Raw genomic sequence first — 24,615 nt, 5'->3', positions numbered from 1 at the left:
AGTTGAAAATGGGTGAAGTACTCGTTGATGCCGTAGGCATCGATAGTCAGTCGAAGAACTTCGAAGAGGTACACGCCACGCTGCAGGCCGCGATCGGCAACATCGACGACGAAGTGGCTTCGCTGGTTCCCTCGCTGTGGGATGGCCTCGCGGCGAAGGCTTTTGTCAACCTCATGACTCGGTACCAGGAGAAGGCTCAGCGTCAGCAGACTCTCCTGATGGAAGCGTCGGGCCTGTTGAAGGACAGCTCCACGCAGCTCGCTGCGAACGATGAGGCATCTGAGGCGAGGGTCGCGGCCGCAGGTAGCTCGTTGAGCCTGCCCCCGATCTGATCGCCCCTAAACCACAGCTGCAGGAGGTTATGACATGAGTGATATCAAGAAGGTACTCCCCGGTGCTACAGAATCCGCAGAGCGGATCCTGGATAAGGCCACCGCCATCAAAAATCACCTCGAAGAGTTCAAGCTCGACTTCAAGGGCTTTTTCGAGAGCCAGGAAGGTGATTTGAAGGTCGCTGCGTCAGCCCGCCAGGCAGAGTGGGCCGCCAATTCCGACGAACTGAACAGCCTGCTGACCCAGGCAACGAACCTGGCGATGGAATGCCAGATCGATCTCCGCGAGATCGATGGCAAGCTGGCGGCAAACTTCTAATTCGTTCCAGAATGGTCGCTCGTCGACACCAGTTCTCGTACAGTATTCGGCCCCAGGCACGCGCCTGGGGCCGAATTGCTTTGAAGTGGATGCACTGACGAGGTCGGCAGCTACTCACTCAGCGTCGACCAACAGGCGATACTGCGAGGCAGCGCGTTGGTGTGCGTCCTGCAGGTTCATGCCGGGGACGCGGACGACGTAGCGCCCCACAGTGAACCGACAGTTCGGTGCGATGTTCTGGTCGGGATCGCCGGTGAAGCAGACAGCGGCTGGAATGCCTGGTGGGGGATCGGCTGTCGGTGTCTGAATCGGTGCGATGTCCGTGTCGTCGAAGGCGGACGAGAGCCGTTCTGCTGCTTCGGCATCCCGGGTGCGATAGACGAAAGCCCCGGCGAGCACTACCAGATCGACGCCCGCATCGGTGTAGGCCAATGCTGTTCGCGCCGGTGTTTGGGACAGCGAGAGCGCGACGTGAGCGGGGTAGATCGTGTGGCGGGTCAACGGATTGTCGGCCGGAAGTGTTCGGCTGAGGAGGCCGTCGATGTCGAGCGGCTGCGCGGCGACTTCATCTGCAGGTGTGCGTTTGTAGCCTGCGAGACGCTCGATCTGTGCGTCCAGAAATGTTTTCGCCAGCGTGAGGTTGTCTGATTCGACAAATGGTCGACTCACGTGATCGGTGATCTTGATATAGAGGGCCATATCCTCGTGGGCCAGCCATGTCCGCAGTCTCGATGTCTCGCCGGAAACCAGTTTGCTCAACGATGTCGGGTAACCCTCGATGCTTCGCGTTTCGCCCTGGGTAAGGCGGGACATCTTTTCCACGACACTCCGCGCTTGTTCCGGTGTCTCGAAACGCAGCGTGAATGTGTCGACAATGCGACCCATGTTGGTTTGCGGTCGGCGGGTCGCGTAATTGTGCCAGCCCGCGACAAGGCCGGGAAACTCTGTGTGGAACGAGGCTCTGTCGAGGCCGAATTCGTCGATATACGGTGGTTCCTGTGGGGTGATGATCTGTGAACGCGGGTAGTCGGGACCGTAGGCGAACCGCGCATCGTATTCGAAGGGAATGGGAGCATTCTCGCCGATACGCACTGCTTCGCGAATCGCGCCTGCCGCAGGTGTGCGGACCGACTCGACATCTCGGGGCACTATCGGATAGTTTCCGGAATCCAATGTACTGACGTCGACTGCGGGCGGCGGTGCGTCTGGTTCGCCGCATCCGGTGATCGTGTACACCGCTGCCATGGCTGCCGCGCCAAGTACCCGCCACCTCATGCGAGCCCACACTTCTGCAGAATCGCGTACTGCGCGGCAGCTCGCTCCTGTAGGTCGGCGTCGAAGTTCGCGAATCCGATGGACGTCGCCGTCACCACCCCGACGTATCGTCCGTACACCACGGCGCACATCGAATTGTGGCCGCGGCTGTCGGCGGTATCGAAACGTACGCACTGTGCGTCCGCGATTCCGAGTGGAGGATCCAGCGCGGTGTCGTCCTTGCCCTTCGTCGCCAGATAGGTTTGGAGGAGGAAGGCCGCAGCCGTATCGCGGGTTCGGTAGACGGTACTCGCCCGGCGCCCGATGAGGTCGACCCCGGTCTGATCGAACTTGGCGACGGCTCCGGCGGGGTCGCGTTCGAAATGGCGTATGCCTGACGGCTGATAGGTGCCGTAGCTGTCGGCGGAAGTCAGGGTGTCGCGAACATCGTGGTCCATCGCGCGTCGCATCACGTTCTCACCGTCGACCGGGACGTCGAGAACCTCGTCCAGTGGAACCGGTTTATGTGAATCGAGTGCCTGCTTTTGCTCGGCGACAGCACTGTCCGATATTCGCGAGAGTTCATCCACCGACGAGTGGGGAATGCGGACGCTGACCAGGATGGTGTAAGGACCGTAAGCATGCCAGGTGTCTTGATGAGTACCGCCATGCCCGGAGCTGAAGGTGTCTGCGTTTTCTCTCGTCTGAACATCTGGACCGGGCCAGGTGTGCACAGTGATCAGGTGGAGCTCTCTTGCGGCCCGAATACTCTCTGCATTCGAGTCGAACTGGAACACCGCCACCGAAATTTGTCGCGGGTTTCGCGCGCTTCCATTATCCTGATTTGCGGCGACCCCGGCGATAAATTTGTAATTGCCGGACAGAACCGCACGATGTGATTCGTGTATACCTTGAAATATCGGCAAATCCTCTGCCGCGGCGAAGACCGTCGGTTTCCCTGGTAGTCGAACCTCGGGGTCGATATCCGCGGGGTTGATGAGGTGGTTGATCAGGCGACGCGCTTCTACGAGCCGGACCTGCTTCGGCTCGTCCAGTCCTTCTTTGAGCTTGAATGTCGTGGGCTCTGTTCGGAACGGACCGGTCCGCAAGGTGTTGATGTCGACAGCGGTAGCCCCCGGCTGCGGTGTTCCTGTGACAGTCGATCCACATCCGGAGCACAGCATCATGGCGGCGAAAAGTGCCAGAGCGCGTCTGTCGCGCCGGAGGCCAGGCATATCCGTCGAGTTCCCCATCAGCGACCGATGGCCAGCAGTTTGTACTGGGCGGCGGTGCGTTGGTGCAGGTCTTGGATGTTGTAGGACGAGACGCGTGCCAGGTAGCGGTCGTATGTGACGTAGCAGACGGGTGGGTAGCTGGTTGTGCTCGCCTTGGGGTCTCGTCGGTCGAAACACCGGGCGTTCGGCAGGTTTCGTGGGCCCTCGATAGGTTTGAGGACTTCGGTTTGGGGCTCGGTCAGTGCGACGAGGAGTCGCTGAGCGGCGTCGGAGTCTTTCGCCCGGTATACGCGAGCGACCGAGCCTTCGTTGGAGACCAAGTCCACTCCCGCGTCGAGGAACGCGGGCTTTGTCGTTCCGGGACGTTTGTCTCGGATGATCGCTGCCTGCGCGGGCTCGACCGCGCCTTCGGGCAGCGGGCCGATCCAGCTGTCCCGAGTGCTCGGCAGGGTTCGGCTCAGCATTTCGTCGGTGTCTATCGGGAGTCCGGCCATGTCGGCCGGGGGTGTGGGTATGTAGCCGTCGAGCATTTCATCGATTTTGAGGTAAGCCTTTTTGATGAACTCGATCGCTGCGCTCGGATCCGGGGGCTCGGTCATCGGATCCTCGACTCGCACGCCGTACACCATCGTGTCCTGTGACATCCAGGAGTCCACGGTGGCGGCACCGGTCCAATTGCTCCGCGCGGCGGGGAATCCGGGGATCTCCACGTTGCGGCCGACGCTGTTCTCCTGCTGCTTCTCGGAGATCCGCTGCACCGCGGTCGCGGCCTCGTCCGCGGTTCCGAAGCGGTAGACGTAGATCCAGGCCTGGCGGCCGAGGAAGGGTTGGATGCGGCGCTCGCCACTCGTGCGCCAACCCACGATGAGGCCCTTGGTGACGGTGGGGAAGGTTTCCTCGTCGATCTTGGTGATCGAGCCGGGGATCTTCGAGGTTGTTCTGACCTGTCGAGAGTTCAACCGTTGGAAGCCGTAGCTCGGGTCGACATCGTAAGGGATCGGAACAGCCGCACCGAGGCGCACCGCTTCGAGAGCCTCGCCGGTGTCGTCAGCTCTCGCGATCTCGGGGTCACGGGGTGTCGATTGGTAGTTGCCGGTATCGAGTTGGTTCAGATCGACAGTCGGCGCGGGGGAAACATCGGTGTCGCCGCCGCATGCTGTGACAACAGTGCCCACCGTGAGCAGGGCTGCGAAGACGCGGATATCGAGACGCATGGAGTTCCTTATTCGCTGTTCGCCAGGACTGCGTACTGCGCCGACGCGCGCTCGTAGAGTGCCGGGTCCACCGCGGCACCGAGTTTGGATTTCGCGACGACGACACCCACATAGCGTCCGCGCACCACCGCACACAGGAGGTCGTAGTTGCGGACCGGGTCCGGCTCGTACTGCTGTATGCAGCGAGCATCGGCCAATCCTGGTGGCGGAGAGATCTCTCTGTCGTTCTTGCCCAGTCCGACGAGGGCGTTCTGGAGTCGGAACGCACCTGGGAGATCTCGTGCCCGATAAACGATTCCGGCACGTCTGCCTATCAGATCCACCCCGCTGTCGGCGTAGACCTGGGCGAGAAGTGCGGGGCGCCGTTCGTAATGGAGGTGTCCGGCGGGCTGATAGACAGAAAAGTCCAGGTCCGTCGAGAACGGATCCGAGTAATCCTCAGCTTTCGGAAGCGCGCGGCGCATGATGCCGTCCTGATCCATCGGCCGATCGAGAACATCTTCGAACGGTGTGGGCTGCAGGTCGGTCATTTCGGCAAGCTGCAGGTCCAATGCCTTCTTCAGCCCAGCTTTCATCTGAGGTTCATTCGGTTCGGGAACGCCGTAGTTCGCGATCAGCAGGAAAGGTCCCTTGGGGACCGTGGCCATCCCCGCTGACCAATTCTTCGACGAGGCGAGCGCCGTCGAGTGTCCGTCGATCGGGAAGACATTGGTCGGTTCCTGCCGCGCGATCTCGTGCATCTGTTCGCTCGCCCGCTGCGCCGCCTGCTCGGTCGGAAACCGAAGAACGAAGAGCAGCATTTTCTTCAGACTGCGCGGACTGCCGTTGGTTCTGGCGACGTACGCGCCCGCCAACAGCTTGTTGTCGGCCATCGCCGGGCGATATGTTTCCGGCATCACCTGCACCGTGAACGGATCGTCGGCCGTGGCGAAGGTGTAGACGCCGACCAGTTCGCTGATCTCCGGGTCGACCTCTGTCGGCGAGATGACGTAGTTCAGCATGCGTTTGGACTCGAGTCTGCGCACGTCGGCGGGCTTCGCGTAGTCGTCGAAGCGATAGGCCGTTGTCTCCGGTGAGTACGCGCCCACCTCGAGCTTCGCGATGTCGGTGACCGTCATCCCGGGCACCGCCGTGCCCGCTACCTCGGTGCCGCAGCTGGTGGCGACGATACTCACCGCCGCCAACGCCAGCATTCGTGCTTTCAACCTCATGGAATCCCCCGACGCGTTGATGCCGCAGTGGCACCACCGCGATGTCTCAGATCGCAGGCTAGCCGATCGCCTTGTCGATTTCCGGCACCAGCTTGTCGATGAGAATCTTTTGCGACTGGGCGCTCCACACCTGGAACGCCTGGACCGTTGCCGGATCATCGATGATGACAGTTTTGCCATTGCCGCTGGTCAACGAATACGGCAAACCACGGAAACCGCCGTTCCCGGCCTGGCTGTCGGTCCGGAAGATGAGGATGATGTCGGTGTTGTTCTTGATGTTGTAGTCGCCCACCGACAATGCGCGCGGTGATTTCTCGTCACCGACCGCCTTCAGCTCCGAGTTGTAGTCGAAATCCAGATCCCGCAGAAATTTCCACTGGTCGCTCGGGTTCAGCACCACGGAGAGGCTCGAGTTGCCGAAGTTGTACGCGGTGATGGTCTTTCCGCTGAACTCGGGGTGCTGGGCCCTGGCGTCGCTCATCGGGTCACCGGCGGTCGGGGTGCCGTCAGGCCTGGTCAGGATGAACACTCCGGTACCGACCAAGGCCGCGACCAGGAGGGCGATGAGCCCGGGGAGCACGAACTTTCGGGCGCCCTTCCGGGTGCCTGATGATCGGGGGTTGCGAGCGGTGAGGATGTCGTCTTCCGGAACACCGCCGTGGAAGCCGGTCTGGGTGGCGATCGGGCGACTCGGGTCAGTGTTCCATCGCTGGTGACCGACCGGTTCGGTCGCGGCGGTCATGGGGCCGCTGGCGAAAGCGGTCGGCATGCTCGGCGTGGTGAGAAAGCCCTGCGTGGCCGGTGCCTGCATGGGTGTGCCGAAAAGGGCGGTGTGAGCGTCCTGGACGAATTCCCGGCAGGTGTTGTAGCGCTGCGCGGGGTCCTTGGCCATGACCTTGGCGATCACGTGATCGATCGCGGGTGGGAGGTCTGGGCGGACGCTGGTCGGCCTGGGTGGCGGTTCGTGCAGGTGGCCCATCATAACCATGGCCGACACCGTCGCGGGATACGGATTCTGGCCGGTGAGGAGCTTGTACAACGAGCAGCCGAGGCTGTAGATGTCAGCGCGGTGATCGAGCTTGCTGCCGAGCAATTGCTCGGGCGGAGCATAGGCGATGGTGGCCATGATGTTGCCGGTCGAGGTGAGTTCCTGACCGTCGTCCGACGACTTCGCGACACCGAAATCGGTGAGCAGCACGCGCTCCTCGTCGCCGTCCTCGGCGGCGGCGATGAGGAAGTTGGCGGGCTTGATGTCGCGGTGCAGCAGCCCGCGCCGGTGGGCGTAGTCCAGGCCCTTGCCGACTTCGCCGATGATGCGCAGCGCCCGGTGCGCGGGCATCCGCGCGGGTCCCTTCGCCACTTCCGCCGAGGCGTCGGTGCCGTCGACGTACTGCATGGCGATCCAGAGCTGACCGTCCTCGTCACCGCGGTTGTACACCGCGACGATATTGGGATGGTCGAGGGCGGCCGCCAGGTTGGCCTCGCGTTCGAACCGGGCGCGGAACTCGGAGTCGGTCGACAGGTCGCCGCTGAGGACCTTGAGGGCGTCGCGACGGGGGAGGCTGGGGTTCTGGGCGAGGTAGACGGTGCCCATGCCACCGGCACCGAGGACCTTGATCACTCGGTAGCCGCCTACAATTGCGCCGGGCCGCAAGGCCATTCGCATCTCCTCATCCTTCGCGCGCCCCGCAGTGCACGTGTCAACCAGGGCAATCTAACAGGTGCCGGGGTACCGCACCGGCCACGCGTTCATCAGCTGAAACCGTGCAGAAGCTTGTACTGAGCGGCGATTCGCTGGTGTGCGTCCTGCATGCTGCTGGCCGACACGGCGATGGCGTATCGGCCGACGGTGCCCTGACAGGTCGGCTTCGACATGAACGAACTCGTGGCTTTAGGGTCCACCGAGAAGCAGGTGAAGGTCGGCATATTCGGTGGGGCGTCGGCCTCGACGAAAGCCTCGTCGTCGCTGATTTCGCTGTCCAGCCAGGCATGGAAGCGGGCGGCGGCGTCTGTGTCGCGGGTGCGGTACACCGACGCGGCGTCGAAAGCGACATAGTCGATGCCCGCGTCCGTATAGGCGGCGAGTGCGGCAGAGGGGTGCGATTCCACGTGCAGCGCGGCCTGTGCGGGGTAGACGGCGGAACTGCTGGTTGTCCGTTCAGGACGTTTCGCGGCCTCGGTCGGCAGGGTGCGGCTCAGCAGTCCCTCGGTGTCCAGGGGCAGCTTCGCGATGTCGCTCAGGGGAGTGGGCGAATACGAACGCAGCATCTCGATCTGCTTGTCGAAGTACTTCTGCGCGACAACGGCGTCGGCGGCGGGGTCGTAGGGCAACCCCAGCCAGTCCGTCACCAGGATGTAGAGCAGCAGGTCTCCGCGTGGGAGCCAGGCTCGGAGGTTCTGCGACGGCAGTGGTACCGGCTTCGGTTCGAGCTTGGCCGGCGCGTCGGAGTAGTTCGGGATCGGATACGGCGATCCAGGTGCGCGGTTCGACAGCTCGGTTGCCGCGTGTAGGGCTTGATCCGCGGTTTCGAAGCGAAGAGTTACGGTGGAAACCGTTCGGCCCGCGTTGATCTGGTCGCGGCGATCACCGGAGGTCTCCCATCCGGCGACGATACCCGGAAGCGTCGCGTTGATCGCATCGCCTTCGAGACCGGTGCCGGAGAAGTACGGTGCATCGATCGTGGTGAGGTGCAGCCCGCCGGACTGGCCCTTGGCGAAAACGAACCGTGAATCATATTGGACCGGAAGCGGTGTCGCCGCGCCGATGCGGATCGCCTCCCGCAACGCACCGGAGGTGGCGACGCGGGTGGGTTCCAGATCGACAGGCGTGGTCGGGTAGTTGCCCGAATCCAGCTTGGCCACATCGATTTCCGGTGCGGTCGGCGTGGCTGCCTCGGACCCACCGCACGCACTCAACAGGAGACCGAACGCGACGAGCGTGCTGCTCAGACGTAGTTTTCGCATCGTGGTCACTCGCTCTTCTTCAAGATCGCGTATTGCGCGGCGGTCCGTTCGTGCAGCACCGGATCGGACTGCAGCGAGGTCTTTGACGCCGAGGTCAACGACATCACCACCGCCACATACCGGTCGTAGACCAGGACGCAGAGGCTGTTGTAGCCGCGATTCTTGTCGGCTTCGCCGAGACGAAGACAGCGGGCATCGGCGATGCCGGGCGGTGAATCGATTTCGGCGTCGTCCTTGCCGGGTGCGGCCAGCGCTGTCTGCAGCTTGAAGGCGGCCTCCACGTCGCGGGCGCGGTACACGGTGCTGTAGCGGCGACCGATGAGGTCGACTCCCGCCTCTTCGAAGGCTTTGCGGGCCCGCACGGGATCACGCTCGTAGTGCAGGATTCCCGACGGTAGGAAGGTGCCGGAATCCTCGTCGTAGAAGCTCATGCCGTATGGGTCGCCCGCGGGCGACTTGCCCATGGTGCGGCGCACGATGCCGTCCTGGTCGCGCGGCAGATCCATCAGATCATCCGGTGCGACGATCTTGAATTTGTCGAGCGCGGGGAGCTGGGATGCCATCGACTTCCCGAGCTTCTCGGCGAGTCCGTCGACGCCCGGCGCCGCCTGCACGACCGCGCTGACGACGACGAACGGGCCGTGCTGCTGAAAGGCGTTCGCGCTCGAGTCGTCGGCGCTGGACGCGTTCGCGTTCGGGTAGCCGGGGATCGAAACCGGGTGACGCGGAGTCTCGCCGGACATGGTCACCTGGAACATCGCCGCCGCCGCGTTCTTCGCGTCCTGTTCGGTGGCGAATTGCAGGATGCCGATGAGCCCGGATTCCGGAGTCCGCACGCTGCCGTTCGTGCGTGATGCGCTGACGCCGACGACGAAGTTGTTGGTGCCGACCGCCTCGTTGTACTGCGCGGGAATGCCACCGGTCTTCGACATGGTGTCCGGGCTCGCGAAGATTCTGGTGTACCCCAGCTCGGTGGCCGAGGGGTGGAAATCCATCGGAGGCACGAGCACATCGAGGAGTCGGCGGCCCTCGATCAGTCTGATCCGCTCCGAGGTGCCCGACGGGAACTTCTCCGTGAATTCCGTCGGCTCGGTGATCTGTGCACCGGTCTTCAGCGAGGCCAAATCGACCGGGGTCAGGCCGGGCTTCGGGGTGCCGGAAATGGGGGCGGCGCAACCTGATCCGACGGTCAGTGCCAGCAGTAGTCCAGCCGCCCGCAGTGTGTTTCTCATCGGAGAAGTCCTCATCGTGCGGCCAGCAGGATGTACTGGGCGGTGACCTTTTGGTGCAGGTCCTGGAGGTTCTTGTTGCGCACCTGGACCGAATATCTGTCCACCTGCAGGTAGCAGAGGTGGTCGACGACCTTCTCCTGGCCGTTTCCGTCGGTATAGGTGTCGGCGAAACATTTGACCGGGACGGGAAGGTTGTCCGGCGTTTTCACTGCCTTGACGCTCGGATCGTCCGTAGTGGTATCCGCCTGGAACATGGCTTTGGCGCCTGCGGCGGAGGTCGAGCGGAAGACAACGGAATCACCGAAGGCGATCAGGTCGACCCCGTACTTCGAGAAGTCCTCGAGCACCTTCGGCGACGGACTTTGGAACAGGCTGAGCGCGCCACGGCCCGTGGCGAAACCGTCGGGCTGGGCGCGCACGGGCGCGCCCGGATCGGACGGGAGTGTCCGGCCCATCAGTCCGGTCGGATCGAGCGGCACGTGTTCGAGTTTGTCCGACGGTGTCGGTTGGAACTTGTCGAGCAGCGGGATCTGCACCTCGAGCGCTCGTTCCACCTGGCCGGTCAGCGATGCCAGGTCGGGGGCCCGCGTCTCGTCATCGATTTTCATGAAGATGATGTAGCGGTCGTGCACGGTCCACGAGCCGATCGATGACACCGACGGACGCCAGTGCGCGAAAGTCTTGGGGTACTTGGTGATCGGTACCTTCACGTTCTCAGTGTTGAAGGTGAAGTCGTCGTGTTCGAGGATCGGTGCCACCGACTCCGCGGTTTTCGCGTCGGGAAACATGAGTACCGACAGATGTAGCTTGCGCGACTTGTTCTCGGCATCAGGTTCGGTCGCCCACGAGTTCAGCCAGCCTGCGACGAGGTCTTCGGCGACCTCGTCGAAGGTGTCGTTCACGATGAGCCCACCGAGGCCCTTGCGGTTCAGCACGATCTGAGTGCTCGGAACGAACGAATCGAACCGTGCGTCGCGCACGTACGCGGGATCTACCTCGAAGGGAACCGCGACATGGTCCGCGAGTCGCTGGGCCTCCCACGCCCGTGCCTGGGTCATACTCTTGGCATTGCCGACCACCCGAGGTTCGGTCTGGTAATTGCCGAAGTCGAGACCTGTGGTGTCCGGCGCCTCACGCGTGGCCGAACCGGACACTTGTCCGCCACATCCGGCGACGGAGGCGGTGATGACGCCCGCGACTGCCGCCTGAACTGCGAGACGGGTTATCGATGCGCCACGGCAGAACCTCACGCCTCCCCCTCCAACCAACTCTTTCGATCCGATCGTGAGCTCGAAGGCTCACCTCGTCCCCGGTGATCTGTTTCGCGGGCATAGTAGCGCACCGACGGTTATGACTTCCTTGTCAGACGCTGGGCGGAACCGGCCCGGCGAACGGATCCGTCGCTATCTTGCGCGAAGCCGAGTCACGGGTATCCGGCCAGAAGCTTGTACTGGGCGGCGAGCCGCTGATGAGTGTCCTGTGGATTCGCTCCCACTGAACCGATCACGTAGCGGCCCACAGTAGTCAGGCAGATCGGCGGGACATCGAGGATGATGTACTGCCCGGGTTTGGCGTTGTAGCACCGCGCGTCGGGCATGGTGGAAGGCCTCTCCATCGGTTCGTATTTGGAGTTGGTGGCGACGTCGGCGGCCTTGGCCGCCAGATAGCGGATCGCTGCGGCCGCATCCCGTGTGCGATACACCGAACCGCCGGCGACGGCGGAATAGTCGACGTCTGCGTCAGCGATGGCGGGGGCCATTCTGTCCGGGCGATTCGCCAGGTGGAACAGGGCCTGCCTGGGATACACCGCGCCGAAAGGGCGTCCTCTGTCCGCGGGCAGGGTACGGCTCAGCAAACCGTCCACATCCAAGGGGACCTTGTCCAACTCGGCAACGGGGGTGGGGGAATAGGTTTCGAGCATGGCTAATTGCTTGTCGAAGAAACGTTTGACGATGTCGGCGTTGGCTGCGGTGTCGAAGGGGATGCTGACCGGGTCGCTCAACGCCGCGTGGATGAGCAGATCGCCGCGTATCAGCCATGCGCGCATATCTTGCTGCCGATAAAACGATCCATTTATGAGTGCCACCCGTACTCGAGCATCCGAGTAGCCGGGTATTTCGCCGGGTTCACCCTTCGTGCGCCTCGCCAACTCGTCGTAGGCGAACCGCGCATGATCGTTGTCGGTGAACCGGACCACCATCGTGGCGATATCACGGCCGGTGAACATATTGTTTCGCCGGGCGCCGGCGGCCATCCAACCTGCTACCACGCCGGGGATGGCTGCCAGTGCTTCCTGCGTATCCTTGAAGTCGGTCCCCGGATACCACGGCGGGTCGTCTGCTGTGAGTTCGCGGCCGACCTGTAGAGAGTTGTAGACGAACCGATGGTCGTATTCGTACGGCAGCGGCGACGCGGCGCCGATCATGATGGACTCTCGGACAGCCCCCGCAAGTGGGCTTCTCGTCCGTTCGACGTCGGCGGGCGTCGTGGGATAATTCCCGGAGTCAAGTCGACTGACATCCACTCTCGGCTCAGCCGGAGGGGCGGGCTCCGTTGTGCCTCCGCAGGCGCTCAGCAGGATGACCAGGGCACAAAAAGCGCTGTACGCGCGAACCTTTCGCATTTCGTCACTCGCTTTTCGTCAGAATTACATACTGCGCGGCGGCACGTTGCTGCAATATCGGATCGGCCAGCTGGGTGCTGGACAACTGAGACGTCAGTGACATGACCACGGCCACGTACCGGTCGTATACCAGAACGCAGAACCCGTTGTAGTTACGGTTCTTGTCCGGTTCGGCCAACCGCACACACTGCGCGTCGGCGATGCCCGGCGGCGGGTCCAGTGCCGTGTCATCCTTACCTCGTCGCGCCAAAGCGGTTTGCAACGCGAACGCTGCCTCGACATCTCGGGTTCGATAGACAGTGCTGTAGCGACGTCCGATGAGGTCGACACCCGCCTTGTCGAACGCTTTCCGCGTGTCGAGGGCGTTGCGTTCGTAATGCAGAATCCCCGACGGCAGGAATATGCCGAAATCCTCGTTGTGAAAACCCATACCGTATGGATCGCCCGCTGGGGACTTGTCCATCGTTCGCCGAACCATGCCGTCCTGGTCGACTGGCAGATCGAGCAAATCGTCTGAGGCGATCGCTTGGAACGTGTCGAGCGCCGCAATCTGCTTGTCGAGCGCGGCCTTGATCTTCTCGGTTGTCGCGTTCTGGTCGATTCGTGGTTCTTCTTGTATCGCGGTGATTATGACAAAGCGTCCGTGTGATTGGAAAGCGTTGACGTTGCTGTTCGTAGCAGAGCCGTGCGCGCCCGGATAGTTCGGGATCATCACCGGCTGCCGCGGGTCCGAGCGTGTCACTCCTATGGAGTACATGGCGGCGGCGGCTGCTTCGGCGTTCGCCACCGTACCGAATTCCAGAATCCCGACGAACATGGATTCGAGGTTCCGAATACTCCCGTTCGTCCGTGTCGCACTGACACCGACGACCAGATCATTGGCGGAGACAACGTCTTTGAACTCCGGGGAAAGTCCGCCGGTCCCGGTCATCTCGTCGACATCAGCGAAGATTTTCGTGTAGCTCGACTTGGTCACGCTCGGTAAGAAATCGATCGGGTGGACCAAGATGTTGAGGAGCCGTCTCCCCTCGATGAGCCTGATGCGCTGCGCGTGGAACGAAGCGAATCTGAGTTCGTAGTCGGTCGGTTCGGTGACGATCGCACCAGTGTTCAACGTCGCGATGTCCACCGGGGTCGCCCGTGGAGTGGCTTGGCCGGAAATCGTTGCAGAGCAAGCAGAGCCGAGCATCAAGACCGAAATCAACGCACCAAGTCGCACGAGTCGCATGCTCCCCCTCAACCCTCGAGCTCATTCGGTGGTTGCGCCCGCGTCGCGCACAACCCCATCCCCGGCGCCATCATAGCGGGGGAGCCGCGCACCGGTCACGGCCGTATCCCCGACCCCTGCCGTGCTTTTCGGCCGTTGCTACTTCACCCGGTTCTGGAGGACGGGGACGAGGCGGGAGAGGAGGGTTTGTTCGGAGGTGGTGGTCCAGGAGCGGATGGCGGTGACGGTGAGGGGGTCGTCGATGGGGATGACGGTGGCTCGGGAGCCGGTGAGTTGGTAGGGGAGGCCGAGGAGGCCGCCACCGCCTGCCTTTTCGTCGCTGCGGACCGCGAGGATGTAGCTGTCGTCGGGGGTGTCGAAGCCGGCGGTGCTGCTGGTGACCGGGCGGGGGGAGGGTTCTTCGCCGGTTTTCGCGTAGTTGAAGTTGTAGACGAAGCCGAGGTCTTCGAAGAACTTCGTGGGGAGGGTGCCGCCGAGGTAGGTGGCCAGTTTGCCGTCGGCGGCCACGTCGACCAAGAGGACGGTTTTGCCCGTGAAGGCGGGGTTGTCCTTGCGGGCCTGCTCGAGGGGGGTCAGCGCGGCGGTGGGGGTGGCGCTGGTCGACGGGCTCGGCGGGGTGGATCCGCCGCTCGAGGCCCAGATGCCGACACCCGTGGCGACCGCGACGACGGCCACCACCGCCGCGCCCGCGAGCAGCAGCTTGGTTCTCGGCTTCGCCGGTGCGGGGGCGACCGCGGCGGTGGTTGTCGGCGGAGTGGGCGACCACTGCTGCGGCACCTGGACGGGGTAGGTGGGTGAGGTGTGGTGACCGGTGGGATGCGAACCGGGGACCAGGGCGGCCGTGGCGGCGTCGGTGAACTCGCGGCAGGTGGCGAAGCGCTCGTTCGGGTTCTTCGCCATGGCGCGTGCGATGACATGGTCGATCGCCGGTGGTAGGTCGGGGCGGACAGTGGTCGGTCGTGGTGGTGGTTCGTGCAGGTGCCCCATCATGACCATGGCCGGTTGTGTTGCGGGGAACGGGTTTCGGCCGGTGAGCAGCTTGTAGAAGGAGCAGGCGAGGCTGTAGATGTCGGCGCGGTGATCGAGGTGGGCGCCGGACAGTTGCTCCGGTGGGGCGTAGGCGATGGTGGCGAGGAAGTTGCCGGTCTGGGTGAGTTCGGAGGCGTCGTCGGTGGACTTCGCGACGCCGAAGTCGGTGAGCAGGACGCGTTCCTCGTCGTCGCCGTAACTGCTCGACAGCAGGAAGTTCGCCGGTTTGACGTCGCGGTGCAGCAGGCCGCGCCGGTGCGCGAAATCCAGGCCCTTGCCGACCTCGGTGGTGATGCGCAGGGCACGCGGCGGGGTCATGGCGGTGGCGTCGCGGGCGAGTTCGGCGGCGGCGTCGGTGCCTTCGACGAACTGCATGGCGATCCACAGTTGGCCGTGTTCCTCACCTCGGTTGTACACCGAGACGATGTTCGGATGATCAAGTCCGGCAGCCAGATTGGCTTCCCGTTCGAATCGGGCGCGGAATTCGGGATCGTTGCTGAGTTCGGCGCTGAGAATCTTCAGCGCGTCGGTGCGGGGGAGGCTGGGATGGGCCGCGAGATAGACCGAGCCCATCCCGCCCGCGCCGAGCTTCCGGATGATCCGGTACCCGCCGACGATGGTGCCGGGGCTCATCGCCATATCTCACGATCTCCTGACTCGGTGCATCCTGACCTGCTCGGGCCGGAGCATAGCGAAACCGGCACACACGGGGCGGTCATCGGGTGTTGGCGAACAACGCGTACTGGGCCGCGGCACGCTGGTGCGCGTCGAGCAATTGGCTGCCACCGACCACACCGACGTATTCCTTGTAGGCCACCAGGCAGGTGAACCGCTTGGCCCCGTCGAAGGTCCGGTTCTCCGTGCAGGCCGCGTGCGGGAGGTTGGGCGGTGCGGCGGCGTCGGCCTTGTGGTGGTGCGGGAAGAGTTTGTCGGTGACGGCGCGCTGAGCCGAGGCGGGGTCGGCGGTGCGGATGGTCATGGTGCCGTGCGAGAAGGCGACCTGTTCGGCCTTCATCGCGGTGAACTGTTCGGCGATCCGGTCGCGTTCGGGGGACAGCGGGACTCCGGGGGCACCGGCGTAGTGAAGGGCGCCCGCAGGGCTGGTTACCGTGTGTGAGCCGTCGCCGTCGGGGAAGGTGAACTGGTCCGGATTGAGGGCGCGGACCAGGAGGTGGTCGGGGTCGAACGGGAGGCCGTAGATCTCTTCGTCGGTGAGCACGGGGACGTCGGCCAGTGCCTTGATCTGCTTGTCGTAGGCGGTGGCGGCCAGCGCGGTGAGGGCGTTCTGGTCGGGTTTGTCGACCGAGAGCAGGAAGCCGAGGACATACGGGCCGTGGGGGAGCAGCGTGCGCAGGAACGGCGAGTCGGGGCGCCAGTGCGAGCGGGCACCGGGATAACCGGGGATGCTCACCGGCTGGTTGCGACCCTCCATGGCGGCCAGGTCGACATCGTGGAATTCCTGGGCCGCCGCGCTGGCGGCGGCCGCGTCGGGGAATTGCAGCACCACGGTCGCGGCCGTGAATTTGTTCGTCGGCTCCTTCGACGGCCAGCTCATCGAGCTCACGGTGGAGTCGCTGGACGCGCCGGTCGACAGGAATCCGTACAGCATCTTGTGTTTCTCGGCGATCGGTTCGAGCGCCCTGTCGTCACCGAACTCCCACGCGATCGTCCCGTCGGAGATGGCGCGCGCACCGGTGCCGTACTTCATCCTCGGGTCGATGGCCGCGGCGTCGATGACGTGGCTCGCGATGCGCATGCCCGCCACGTTGTACATCTCGTAGAAGTCGGGGACGGGGTCGTCGTCGTGCGCGTTCACCGGTTCGGTGGGGAAACTGCCGACATCCAGTGTGCGGATATCGATCTCGGCGGGCAGCGCGGTGCCGGTCAGGTCGGACCCGCAGCCCGCGAGGACGACGGCGACCAAGGCGACGGCGAGACGGCGGATCCTCATGACGCGTTCACCAACAGGGCGTACTGGGCCGCGGCGCGCTGCTGGACGTCGAGCAGCTGGTTGGACCACACGTAGGCGGCGTAGCGGTCGTAGGAGATCGCGCAGTAGAAGCGGATCGCGAAGCGCTGATTGCGTCCGATGTATTCCTTGCATTTGGCGCTCGGCAGGTTCTTCGGTGGATCGGTGGCGGTGAATTTGCGGGTGAGACCACCCAATTCGTCGCGCGCGGCCTGCGCGCCCGCGATATCGCGCGCCCGGTAGACCTCGGCGCCGTCGCTGGCGTAGAGGTCGATGCCCTGGTCGGCGATCATCGCGGTCATGCTCACCGGATCGGAGGTGAAATGGCGGGCGGTCCGGCCCGCGTAGACCCCCGGCGGGTTGAGCCAGGAGTCCTCGCGGGGGCGTGGGGCGGTGCGGCCGAGCATGCCTTCGCGGTCGCGCTGCAGGGTCAGCAGATCCGCGGTGGGGGTGAAGTTCGCGACCGACGGCACGATGGTGTCGAGACTCTTGCGGGTGAGGTCGAGCAGGGCCTGTTTGTCGACCTTGCCGAGCCAGATCTTGAGGTAGTCGTAGAACCAGGTGTAGATCACCAGATGACCGGTGGCGAACCACGATCCGATCGACTGCTGGTCGGGCTGCCAATGTGCTTTCGCCGCAGGATAACCCGGAATCTCGATCGGCTGGTTGTTGGGTGCGTAGCCGAAATCGAGTCGTTCCAGCGCGGTCGCGGCGGCGCTGGCCTGCTGCGCGTCGGGAAAGATCAGCACGGCGTTGACCATGTCGATGCCCCGGTTGTCGGGCGCGGTCTGCGCGGAGCTCACGAAACCGCCGATGAAGTCGGGGGCGATCTCGGCGAACCGGTCGACGGCCATGATCTTGCCGAGCGCGGCCTCGGGGTCGATGAATACCGAGGCGATCGTCGGGTTGGTGTGGATGAAACGCGGATCGATGTCGGCCGGGGTCGGCACGTGGTCGCCCAGGCGTTCGGCCTCGATGAACCGGGCCTGGTCCATGCCGGCGACGGCGCCGACCTCGCGCGGCTGGGTGGGGTAGCTGCCCACATCGAGGGTGGTGAGGTCGACCGGTGGGTCACTCGCGACGGGCGATTCGTCGCCGGTGCCGCAGGCCAGCAAGCCGGTGAGCAGGACGGTCGCCAGCGCGGCGCAGGCCGGTTTCCTCGACAGCACGGCGATCATTCCTCCCCGAAACGAACGGTCGGCGGAATAGTAACCCGTTCTGCCGACCTACAAACTGTTGGCCAACAGCGCGTACTGAGCGGCGACTTTCTGCCGGATCTCGGGTTCCTGCTCGGCACCGACGATGGCCAGGTACCGCTTGTACGGGACGTAGCAGCGGTATCTGGAGTCGATGTCGGAGTTGCCGTTCGCGTTGAGTTGGAAGCATTTCGCGCCGGGCACATCGGTGGGCGCCGACACGGAGTCGTAGTGTTCGGCCGAGTCGATGAAGCCCTGCATCAGCGCCTCGGCCCCGGCCTGATCGCGCACTCGGGCGATGGCGCCGCCCTCGACCAGGGCGTAGCGGTCGGCGCCCGCGGCTTCGAGGAGACGGTCGCGGGCGGTCTCGTCGTCGACGCGGCTCACGATGTGATCGGGGCTGTACACGGCGAAGGTGTGCTGGTCGGGCTCGGTCTCGGTGGTGTCGTCGACGACGGCGCGGGCCAGCAGTCCGTCGGGGTCGACGGGGAGATCGGCGAGCTTGTCGTACGGCGTCGGAGTGAACTTCGCGAGCTGAGCCAGGCTCGCTTCCAGCGACATATCGATCCACGACACGAGATCGTCGGCGTCGGCGCGCGGTCGCTGCACGAACAGCGAGATCACGAACTCCTTGTGCGCGTGGAAGGCGCCGACGGTCGGGATACCGGGACGCCAGTGCACATACGCCTCGGGATACTTGGTGGAGGCCAACTTGCGGTTGTCCGGGGAGACGGCGAGGTCGACGTCCTCGAGTTCGCGGGCGGCCAGCGTCGCCGACGCGCTGTCGGGGAAACGCAATACCGCGGTGGTGATGGCCGTGGCGTCGGCACCGGGACGTTTGCTGCCGTCGGGATCGGCACGATCGGCGCCGAGAGTGACGTAACCGGTGACGAACTTGCGATTCTCCAACACCGGACGCGACACATTGGCGATGAAGTCGAGTGCGCGGTCAACCGACGGGATCACGGTCGACCCACGCCCGTAGGACATCGACGGATCGATGCGGAGCGTCGGTGGCACCGCGCCCGACATCCGCATCCCCTCCACGAGCGGGCCCGCGCTCCCGGCCTTTTCGTCGTGCGCGCGCTTGTCCACGGAAAACGTGCCGACCTCGAGTTTGCGCACATCGATCTCACCCGCCACGGGAGAGCCACTCACCGCGCAACCCGTGAGGGCGATCGTGACTGCCGACAATGCGAACGCGACGCGGATCCTGATCATGACTGCCCCTCGGTATTCCTCCCGCTGTACGTGTGAAGTTACCGGAACAAGCACGCCCAGGGGGCCCTAAGCGCAGGGGTTTGCCATAGTCTGGATGTCATGGCGACGACCCTGCTGCGCAGTCCCGGTGGAGGCCGATACCGGTGAGGGATCGGCAGGTCGAAGTTGTGCCCGGCGCCCATGCCGTGGCGCACGTGGCGGGAGCGGTGATCGCGGTGGCGCACCGACAGCCCGGACGGCTCACCCCCGAATCCACCGCCGCCGTCGCCCTGGAATCGCTGGCCGAGCTGGTTCGCACCGCCGTCGAGGCCGAACCGAGTGGCCCGGGCGCCTCGGTCGCGCGCGAGGCGACCCGGTGGCTGATGAAGCACGCCGAGCAGATCTCCCCGGGTGTGCCGATCGACTTCGGGGTGCTCTCGGCCGCCGACAACGGTGGCGTCGCGATCTTCCTGCACGGCGCCGTGACCGCCGTGCTCGCCGGTGAGCACGGGCCCGAGTACTACCGGGGTAGTGACGCCGCGTTCACGGTCGACCGGGTGGCCGCCGAACCCGCCAAGGGTGTGGCGCTGTTCGTCGACGACGCGAAGGGTCGCATCCCCGATCTGCCCGTCGAACGCGGCATCGGCTGGCTGGTCGAGGGCATCGCCCAGGCGGGCGGAGCGGTGGTGTGGGCCAACGATGTGCGCGGCCGGGTGCGCACCGCCGAACCGCAGGCGCGCCGCCTGCCGCCACCCACCGCCCGGATCGACCGCGAACCCCGTGCACCGCACCAGGACTCACGCCCGGTCGAGGCGCCCGCCACCGGCATGCAGCCCGCGACCTCGATGCTGGACGCGGTGACCGGCACCAGCCACGAACTCGCCGACCCGAACAACGCCGAGACCCGCGCCGCCGCCGGGACGAACCCCGCCCCCGAACCCGACCCCGACCTGCAACGACGGCTCGAGGCGACCGCCAGATCGACGGTGCTGGTGGTGAAGGTGATGGGATTCAAATGCGCGCGGGCGCATCCCAGCGACCCGCGTTCGGCGTTCTGCACCGTGTGCGGCATGCCGGTCGACCAGACCCAGGCCCTGGCCGAGGTGGTCCGTCCGCCGCTCGGCATGCTCGTCCTCGACGACGGCATGACCTACCTGCTGGCCACCGACGCCGTGATCGGGCGCGATCCGGAGAATTCCGAAGCCGCCGGGCGCGGCCTGGTCCCGTTGCGTATCGACGACACCTCCGGTGGCATGTCCCGCGCGCATGCCGAAGTGCACCTGGTGAATTGGGACGTGCAACTGCTGGATCGTGGGTCCACCAACGGAACTCGCAGTCGCCTGCCCGGCTACCGCGACTGGATCCGTCTCACTCCGAACCAGCCGCTGGTGCTGGTGCCAGGCACCGAGATCATGATCGGTAACCGGGTGTTGCGCTACGAACCTGCGGCCCCGCCCCCGTTCGGTTAGCTGTAGCGCGACTCGCAGGTTGTCGCGCCGTTGAGGACGCCCGCGCGGAACGCGTCGACGCGGGAGAAGCCGCTGGGCACGGTGTTGCCTTCGGCGTCACTGGCGGCGAGGCCGTCGGTGAGCAGGCCGGAGACCGCTTCGTCCAGGTCGCCCGCCGAGAGTTGGATGTCGCCCTGGCTGACCGGGCGGCCCGGCTCGGCGAGTTTGCCCGTGACCACGCCCGACAGGCAGGCCGCGCGCAGCCCCGTCTTCGCGCCGGTGAGCGCTTGGCCGTTGGCGCGCTGCACGGCGAGGGTGTAGCGGGAGATGAACAGGACGTAGCCGTTGTAGTCGCCGCTCACCTTCACCGGGAGCGGGCCGTCGTCGCTGTCGTCGACGGAACCGCGTTCGGCGAGGCCGGGTACGTCGGTGGCGATCACGTTCTTGGTCGGGCAGTAGGTGACCGGGTCGGTGACCGCGCCGTCGTCGCAGTCGATCCGCGACCCGGAATAGTCGTAGGCGGGCGACTTCTGGACCGGCAGAATCGCCTGCAGCGCCTTGCTCAGCTCCACCAGGTTGCTCTGGGTGATCGGGAACTCGCCGCGACCGTGGTCGTGGGCGAAGCTCTGGGGCAGATTGCCGCGGCGCGCATCGATCTCGTCCTCGTCGATGCCCTTGCAGCCACGCGCGCCGTCGGTGAAACCGATCTGCACCGCGGTGACCCGCTCGAACGCCGAACCGTGCACGCTCTCCGGATCGTCGGGATCGGAATCGCGAATCGAAACCGTCGCGGCCAGCACCGAATTGAGGCCGTCGGAGGTGTTGATGGTGAAGTGCTTCGACTTGCCCTCGGCGACGTGGCGCATGAACGCGCCCGCGAAGCAGTCGGCCTGCTGTTCCTTCACCAGCACCGGGGTCTTCTTGGTGACCATCTTGGCCATGGTCTGGATGGCGTGCCCGTATTCGTGGGCGAGCACCATCACCACCGACATCGGGCCGAAGGTCTCGCTCATCGTCGGCAGCAGCATCGCCCGGTCCCAGCCGATGGAGTTGTCGCTGCGGCAGTAGGCGGCGTTCACCAGGTGGTAGGTGGTCTCCTTGCAGAACTCGACCGCCGAACTGCGCGAAGCGCGCGCGTCCCAGGAGATCAGGGTGGTGACCGGGTCGAAGGTCTCCCCACGGAACTCGGTGTCGAACACCGACTCCCAGTAGGTCTGGATGTCTTCGATGGCGTTGAGCGCGAGGGCGTCGACCTCGCCGCCGTCACCGTTGGACGCGGTGAGCGAGGAATCCGCGACGCCCGGGCGTGGGCCGTTCGGGCCACCGGTGGTCGGCAATCCGGCCACCTGGAAGGGGTCGTCGTAGATCGAGACAGCTCGACCGTCGACCGCCCGCGTGCAGCCCACACTCAGCAGCGCGCATAGCACGGCGGTGATGGCAACGAGCACTTGGCCTTTCGGCATCGGTCCCCCTGATCGGCCGGATACACATGCAGGTCGGTCGCCGGATCGGGTGTGAAGCCGTCTCGGGGGCACCGCCGATGTCCGGGTGATGGCATAGTATCCGCTCCATGTCTTCACCGGGGGCGCAGACCATCACCGTGCGCCATGATGGAACCGAACGAGTCTTCGAAGCGAGCCAGCAGATCACCATGGGCCGGGCGCCCGAGGTCACCCTGTTCGTGGACAGTCCGCTGGTCTCGCGCGTGCACGCCACTCTGCGCTTCTCCAACGGTGCCTGGGTGCTCGCCGACAACGGCAGTACCAATGGCGTTTTCGTCGACGCACGCAGGCTGAGTCAGCCGGTCTCGATCGACCGGCCCACCCAGGTGCGCCTGGGCGACGCGATCAGCGGGCCGCTGCTGCACCTCGTGCCCGCGGCGCCGGGGGCGGGATCGCGGCACGCGGCGACCATGGTCGCGCCGCCGTCGCAGCAGCAACCACAGCACCGTCCGCCGCAACGACCCTCCTTCCAGCCGCCGTCGCATCCGACTCCTCAGCAGCAACCGCCCGCCCGACCGCAGTATGTGCCGACCTCGCAGTTGCCGTCGCAGCCGGTCGCGCCGCAGGACAACATCAACATGACCCGCCGCGCCGACTCCTCGATGCTGCCGCCGGTGCGCAAGTCGGCCTCGACCGAACCGGTGGCGCGCGGTGACCGCATCCCGCCCGGCGGCCTGAGCATCGGCCGCACCTCCGACAACCAGATCGTGGTGAACGACCCGCTGGCCTCGCGCAAGCACGCGCGACTGGTGTCCTCGCCGGAGGGGCTGGTCGTCGAGGACCTGGGGTCGGCCAACGGCACGTTCGTCAACGGTCACCGCCAGCAGCGCACGGTGCTGCGCGAACGCGACATCGTCACCATCGGCAACATCGACTTCGTCGTCGCCCAGGGTGCGTTGGTGCACCGGCAGAAGCCGGTCGCCGAGCTCGGGCTCACCGTGCACGGGGTCGGCTTCACCGTCGAGGGCAACAAGCAGCTGCTCGTCGACGTGAACATGCAGGCCGGGCGTGGCACGCTGACCGCGCTGATCGGCCCCTCGGGTGCGGGTAAGTCGACGCTGTCGAAGCTGATCGCGGGCAATACCCAGCCCTCGGGCGGTGTGGTCACCTTCGAGGGCCGCAACCTGCACGCCGAGTACGAGGCGCTGCGTTCGCGTATCGGCATGGTCCCGCAGGACGACGTGTTGCACCGTCAGCTCACCGTGCGCCAGGCCCTCGGCTTCGCCGCCGAGCTGCGTCTGCCGCCGGATACCACCAAGGCCGATCGACAGCAGGTGATCGACGGTGTGCTGCAGGAGCTTTCGCTCACCCAGCACGCCGATACGCGGGTCGACCGGCTATCCGGCGGTCAGCGCAAGCGCGCGTCGGTGGCGATGGAGTTGCTCACCGGTCCGTCGCTGCTGATCCTCGACGAACCGACCTCGGGCCTCGACCCGGCGCTGGACCGGCAGGTCATGCAGATGCTGCGCGAGCTCGCCGACGCCGGTCGCGTGGTGATCGTGGTGACCCACTCGGTGGCCTGCCTCGACATGTGTGACCAGGTGGTGCTGCTCGCGCCCGGTGGTAAGACCGCGTTCGCCGGTCACCCCGGCGGGGTCGGCGCGGCCATGGGAACCAGCGACTGGGCCGAGATCTTCGCCAATGTGGCGGCCAACCCGGACCAGGCCTTCGCGGCGTATCGGTCGCGCCAGGCCTATGTGCCACCGCCACCGCCGCCGCAGCCGTTGCAGCGCGGCAATGCCGGTGCGCCGCCGCAGTCCAGTGGTATGCGGCAGTTCAGTACCTTGGCCCGCAGGCAGTTGCGGTTGATCTTCGCCGACCGCGGCTACCTGGTGTTCCTGGTGGTGTTGCCGTTCATTCTCGGCGCGTTGTCGCTGGTGGTTCCGGGTGAGAACGGCTTCGCGGCGGGTCCGCTCGTCGCGCAACCCGACGGTTCGTTCGCCAAGTCCGGCGGTAGCGAAACCCAGCAGCTGCTGGTGGTGCTCATTCTCGGTGCGTGCTTCATGGGCGCGACGCTGAGCGTGCGTGACCTCGTGGGCGAGCGGACGATCTTCCATCGGGAACGCGCGGTCGGGCTGCTGCCCTCGGCGTATCTGCTGGCCAAGATCGCGGTGTTCAGCGTGGTCGCGTTCCTGCAGTCGGCGGTGCTGATCGGCATCACCCTGCTCGGCAAGAACCCGCCCGGTGCGGGGTCGCTGATCCCGAACGGCAGCATCGAGCTCTACATCGACATCGCCATGACGGCGGTGTGCTGTGTGGTGTTCGGTCTGCTGATGTCGAGCCTGGCCAAGTCCAACGAGCAGGTCATGCCGATGCTCGTGGTGATGATCATGGTGCAGTTGGTGATGGCCGGTGGCCTGATCCCGGTGACCGACCGCGTCGGCCTCGAGCAGGTGTCGTACCTGTTCCCGGCCCGCTGGGGTTATGCCTCGGGCGCGTCGACAGTCGACCTGAAGAACCTGTTCTGGGGTGCGCAGGACGATTCGCTGTGGACGCACTCGATCGGGATCTGGATCCTCGACATCGCGATGGTGCTCGTGATCACCGCCGCTCTGGCCTTCCTGACCTGGACCCGCCTGCGTCTGAAGCGGTCGCAGGCATGAGCGGTTGCGGCATGGTCGCCCAGGTAGCGGCCGTTTCGGTGGACACACTGCGCGTG

General features: G+C 65.2%; 19 protein-coding genes. 4 read left to right on the top strand and 15 right to left on the bottom strand.

From position 1 onward, the window contains the following. Positions 1-8: 8 nt before the first annotated feature. Positions 9-332: a WXG100 family type VII secretion target gene (locus NC7_RS11825; protein WP_157101947.1), complete on the top strand. Its 324-nt coding sequence runs from the start codon at positions 9-11 to the stop codon at positions 330-332. Between the two features lie 34 nt (positions 333-366). Then, positions 367-651, top strand: coding sequence for a hypothetical protein (locus tag NC7_RS11820; protein WP_067982005.1), 285 nt, complete (start codon positions 367-369; stop codon positions 649-651). Positions 652-765: 114 nt separating this feature from the next. Here the strand turns inward: NC7_RS11820 and NC7_RS11815 are convergent, their stop codons facing one another. The 14 genes from NC7_RS11815 to NC7_RS11750 all read right to left on the bottom strand — a co-directional run bounded on the left by NC7_RS11815 (position 766) and on the right by NC7_RS11750 (position 18,964). Then, a complete protein-coding gene (locus NC7_RS11815) occupies positions 766-1,896 on the bottom strand; it encodes a DUF7373 family lipoprotein (RefSeq protein ID WP_157101946.1) in 1,131 nt (376 codons plus the stop codon). 26 nt (positions 1,897-1,922) lie between these two features. Continuing rightward, a complete protein-coding gene (locus NC7_RS29045) occupies positions 1,923-3,158 on the bottom strand; it encodes a DUF7373 family lipoprotein (protein ID WP_157101945.1) in 1,236 nt (411 codons plus the stop codon). After that, on the bottom strand, positions 3,158-4,354 hold the full coding sequence (locus NC7_RS11805; protein WP_067981996.1) for a DUF7373 family lipoprotein: 1,197 nt from the start codon (positions 4,352-4,354) through the stop codon (positions 3,158-3,160). Before NC7_RS11805 ends, NC7_RS29045 begins: the two co-directional genes overlap by 1 nt. Positions 4,355-4,362: 8 nt before the next feature. Further along, a complete protein-coding gene (locus tag NC7_RS11800) occupies positions 4,363-5,472 on the bottom strand; it encodes a DUF7373 family lipoprotein (RefSeq protein WP_157101944.1) in 1,110 nt (369 codons plus the stop codon). A gap of 151 nt (positions 5,473-5,623) precedes the next feature. Next, a complete protein-coding gene (locus NC7_RS11795; protein ID WP_067982678.1) occupies positions 5,624-7,225 on the bottom strand; it encodes a serine/threonine-protein kinase in 1,602 nt (533 codons plus the stop codon). Positions 7,226-7,317: 92 nt separating this feature from the next. Further along, positions 7,318-8,529 (bottom strand): DUF7373 family lipoprotein, encoded by a 1,212-nt coding sequence (locus tag NC7_RS11790; RefSeq protein ID WP_159372849.1) that lies wholly within the window; start codon positions 8,527-8,529, stop codon positions 7,318-7,320. A gap of 5 nt (positions 8,530-8,534) precedes the next feature. Next, on the bottom strand, positions 8,535-9,761 hold the full coding sequence (locus tag NC7_RS11785; RefSeq protein ID WP_067981986.1) for a DUF7373 family lipoprotein: 1,227 nt from the start codon (positions 9,759-9,761) through the stop codon (positions 8,535-8,537). A gap of 11 nt (positions 9,762-9,772) precedes the next feature. Further along, positions 9,773-10,915 (bottom strand): DUF7373 family lipoprotein, encoded by a 1,143-nt coding sequence (locus tag NC7_RS11780; RefSeq protein ID WP_236573268.1) that lies wholly within the window; start codon positions 10,913-10,915, stop codon positions 9,773-9,775. A 269-nt stretch (positions 10,916-11,184) separates the two neighbouring features. Then, positions 11,185-12,384, bottom strand: a complete 1,200-nt coding sequence (locus NC7_RS11775) for a DUF7373 family lipoprotein (RefSeq protein ID WP_444979996.1) — start codon at positions 12,382-12,384, stop codon at positions 11,185-11,187. Positions 12,385-12,388: 4 nt separating this feature from the next. Continuing rightward, a complete protein-coding gene (locus tag NC7_RS11770) occupies positions 12,389-13,603 on the bottom strand; it encodes a DUF7373 family lipoprotein (protein ID WP_157101943.1) in 1,215 nt (404 codons plus the stop codon). Positions 13,604-13,750: 147 nt separating this feature from the next. Further along, a complete protein-coding gene (locus NC7_RS11765) occupies positions 13,751-15,280 on the bottom strand; it encodes a serine/threonine-protein kinase (RefSeq protein WP_067981933.1) in 1,530 nt (509 codons plus the stop codon). 76 nt (positions 15,281-15,356) lie between these two features. Beyond that, the gene (locus tag NC7_RS11760; RefSeq protein WP_067981930.1) at positions 15,357-16,592 is read right to left on the bottom strand and encodes a DUF7373 family lipoprotein; all 1,236 of its coding nucleotides are present in this window, start codon (positions 16,590-16,592) and stop codon (positions 15,357-15,359) included. Further along, the gene (locus NC7_RS11755; protein ID WP_067981928.1) at positions 16,589-17,788 is read right to left on the bottom strand and encodes a DUF7373 family lipoprotein; all 1,200 of its coding nucleotides are present in this window, start codon (positions 17,786-17,788) and stop codon (positions 16,589-16,591) included. Before NC7_RS11755 ends, NC7_RS11760 begins: the two co-directional genes overlap by 4 nt. Positions 17,789-17,836: 48 nt before the next feature. Next, entirely contained in the window at positions 17,837-18,964 is a 1,128-nt protein-coding gene (locus NC7_RS11750) for a DUF7373 family lipoprotein (protein ID WP_236573269.1), read from the bottom strand. Between the two features lie 206 nt (positions 18,965-19,170). On the opposite strand from NC7_RS11750, the gene NC7_RS11745 reads away from it, so the two are divergent. Beyond that, complete coding sequence (locus NC7_RS11745) at positions 19,171-20,475, top strand: FHA domain-containing protein (RefSeq protein WP_067981922.1); 1,305 nt, start codon at positions 19,171-19,173, stop codon at positions 20,473-20,475. Here NC7_RS11745 and NC7_RS11740 read toward each other — a convergent pair. Continuing rightward, a complete protein-coding gene (locus NC7_RS11740; protein WP_067981919.1) occupies positions 20,472-21,917 on the bottom strand; it encodes a neutral zinc metallopeptidase in 1,446 nt (481 codons plus the stop codon). The genes NC7_RS11745 and NC7_RS11740 overlap by 4 nt on opposite strands. A gap of 107 nt (positions 21,918-22,024) precedes the next feature. Here NC7_RS11740 and NC7_RS11735 point away from each other — a divergent pair, with 107 nt between their 5' ends. Further along, positions 22,025-24,559: an FHA domain-containing protein gene (locus tag NC7_RS11735; protein WP_067981916.1), complete on the top strand. Its 2,535-nt coding sequence runs from the start codon at positions 22,025-22,027 to the stop codon at positions 24,557-24,559. Positions 24,560-24,615 lie beyond the last annotated feature (56 nt).

Origin of the sequence: Nocardia caishijiensis NBRC 108228, from assembly GCF_001612825.1 — a bacterium.
GTDB classification, from domain to species: domain Bacteria; phylum Actinomycetota; class Actinomycetes; order Mycobacteriales; family Mycobacteriaceae; genus Nocardia; species Nocardia caishijiensis.
The sequence above is the reverse complement of the archived record's forward strand: the minus strand, read 5'-3'. Positions and strand labels throughout refer to the sequence as shown.

Bases quoted from the DNA above. Each gene is read 5' to 3' on its own strand.
- NC7_RS11735 (WP_067981916.1), top strand. From the start codon at position 22,025: ATGTCTTCACCGGGGGCGCAGACCATCACCGTGCGCCATGATGGAACC.
- NC7_RS11765 (WP_067981933.1), bottom strand. From the start codon at position 15,280: ATGGCGATGAGCCCCGGCACCATCGTCGGCGGGTACCGGATCATCCGG.
- NC7_RS11760 (WP_067981930.1), bottom strand. From the start codon at position 16,592: ATGAGGATCCGCCGTCTCGCCGTCGCCTTGGTCGCCGTCGTCCTCGCG.
- NC7_RS11820 (WP_067982005.1), top strand. From the start codon at position 367: ATGAGTGATATCAAGAAGGTACTCCCCGGTGCTACAGAATCCGCAGAG.
- NC7_RS11755 (WP_067981928.1), bottom strand. From the start codon at position 17,788: ATGATCGCCGTGCTGTCGAGGAAACCGGCCTGCGCCGCGCTGGCGACC.
- NC7_RS11825 (WP_157101947.1), top strand. From the start codon at position 9: ATGGGTGAAGTACTCGTTGATGCCGTAGGCATCGATAGTCAGTCGAAG.
- NC7_RS11800 (WP_157101944.1), bottom strand. From the start codon at position 5,472: ATGACGGTCACCGACATCGCGAAGCTCGAGGTGGGCGCGTACTCACCG.
- NC7_RS11785 (WP_067981986.1), bottom strand. From the start codon at position 9,761: ATGAGAAACACACTGCGGGCGGCTGGACTACTGCTGGCACTGACCGTC.
- NC7_RS11805 (WP_067981996.1), bottom strand. From the start codon at position 4,354: ATGCGTCTCGATATCCGCGTCTTCGCAGCCCTGCTCACGGTGGGCACT.
- NC7_RS11795 (WP_067982678.1), bottom strand. From the start codon at position 7,225: ATGGCCTTGCGGCCCGGCGCAATTGTAGGCGGCTACCGAGTGATCAAG.
- NC7_RS29045 (WP_157101945.1), bottom strand. From the start codon at position 3,158: ATGGGGAACTCGACGGATATGCCTGGCCTCCGGCGCGACAGACGCGCT.
- NC7_RS11740 (WP_067981919.1), bottom strand. From the start codon at position 21,917: ATGCCGAAAGGCCAAGTGCTCGTTGCCATCACCGCCGTGCTATGCGCG.
- NC7_RS11775 (WP_444979996.1), bottom strand. From the start codon at position 12,384: ATGCGAAAGGTTCGCGCGTACAGCGCTTTTTGTGCCCTGGTCATCCTG.
- NC7_RS11815 (WP_157101946.1), bottom strand. From the start codon at position 1,896: ATGGCAGCGGTGTACACGATCACCGGATGCGGCGAACCAGACGCACCG.
- NC7_RS11790 (WP_159372849.1), bottom strand. From the start codon at position 8,529: ATGCGAAAACTACGTCTGAGCAGCACGCTCGTCGCGTTCGGTCTCCTG.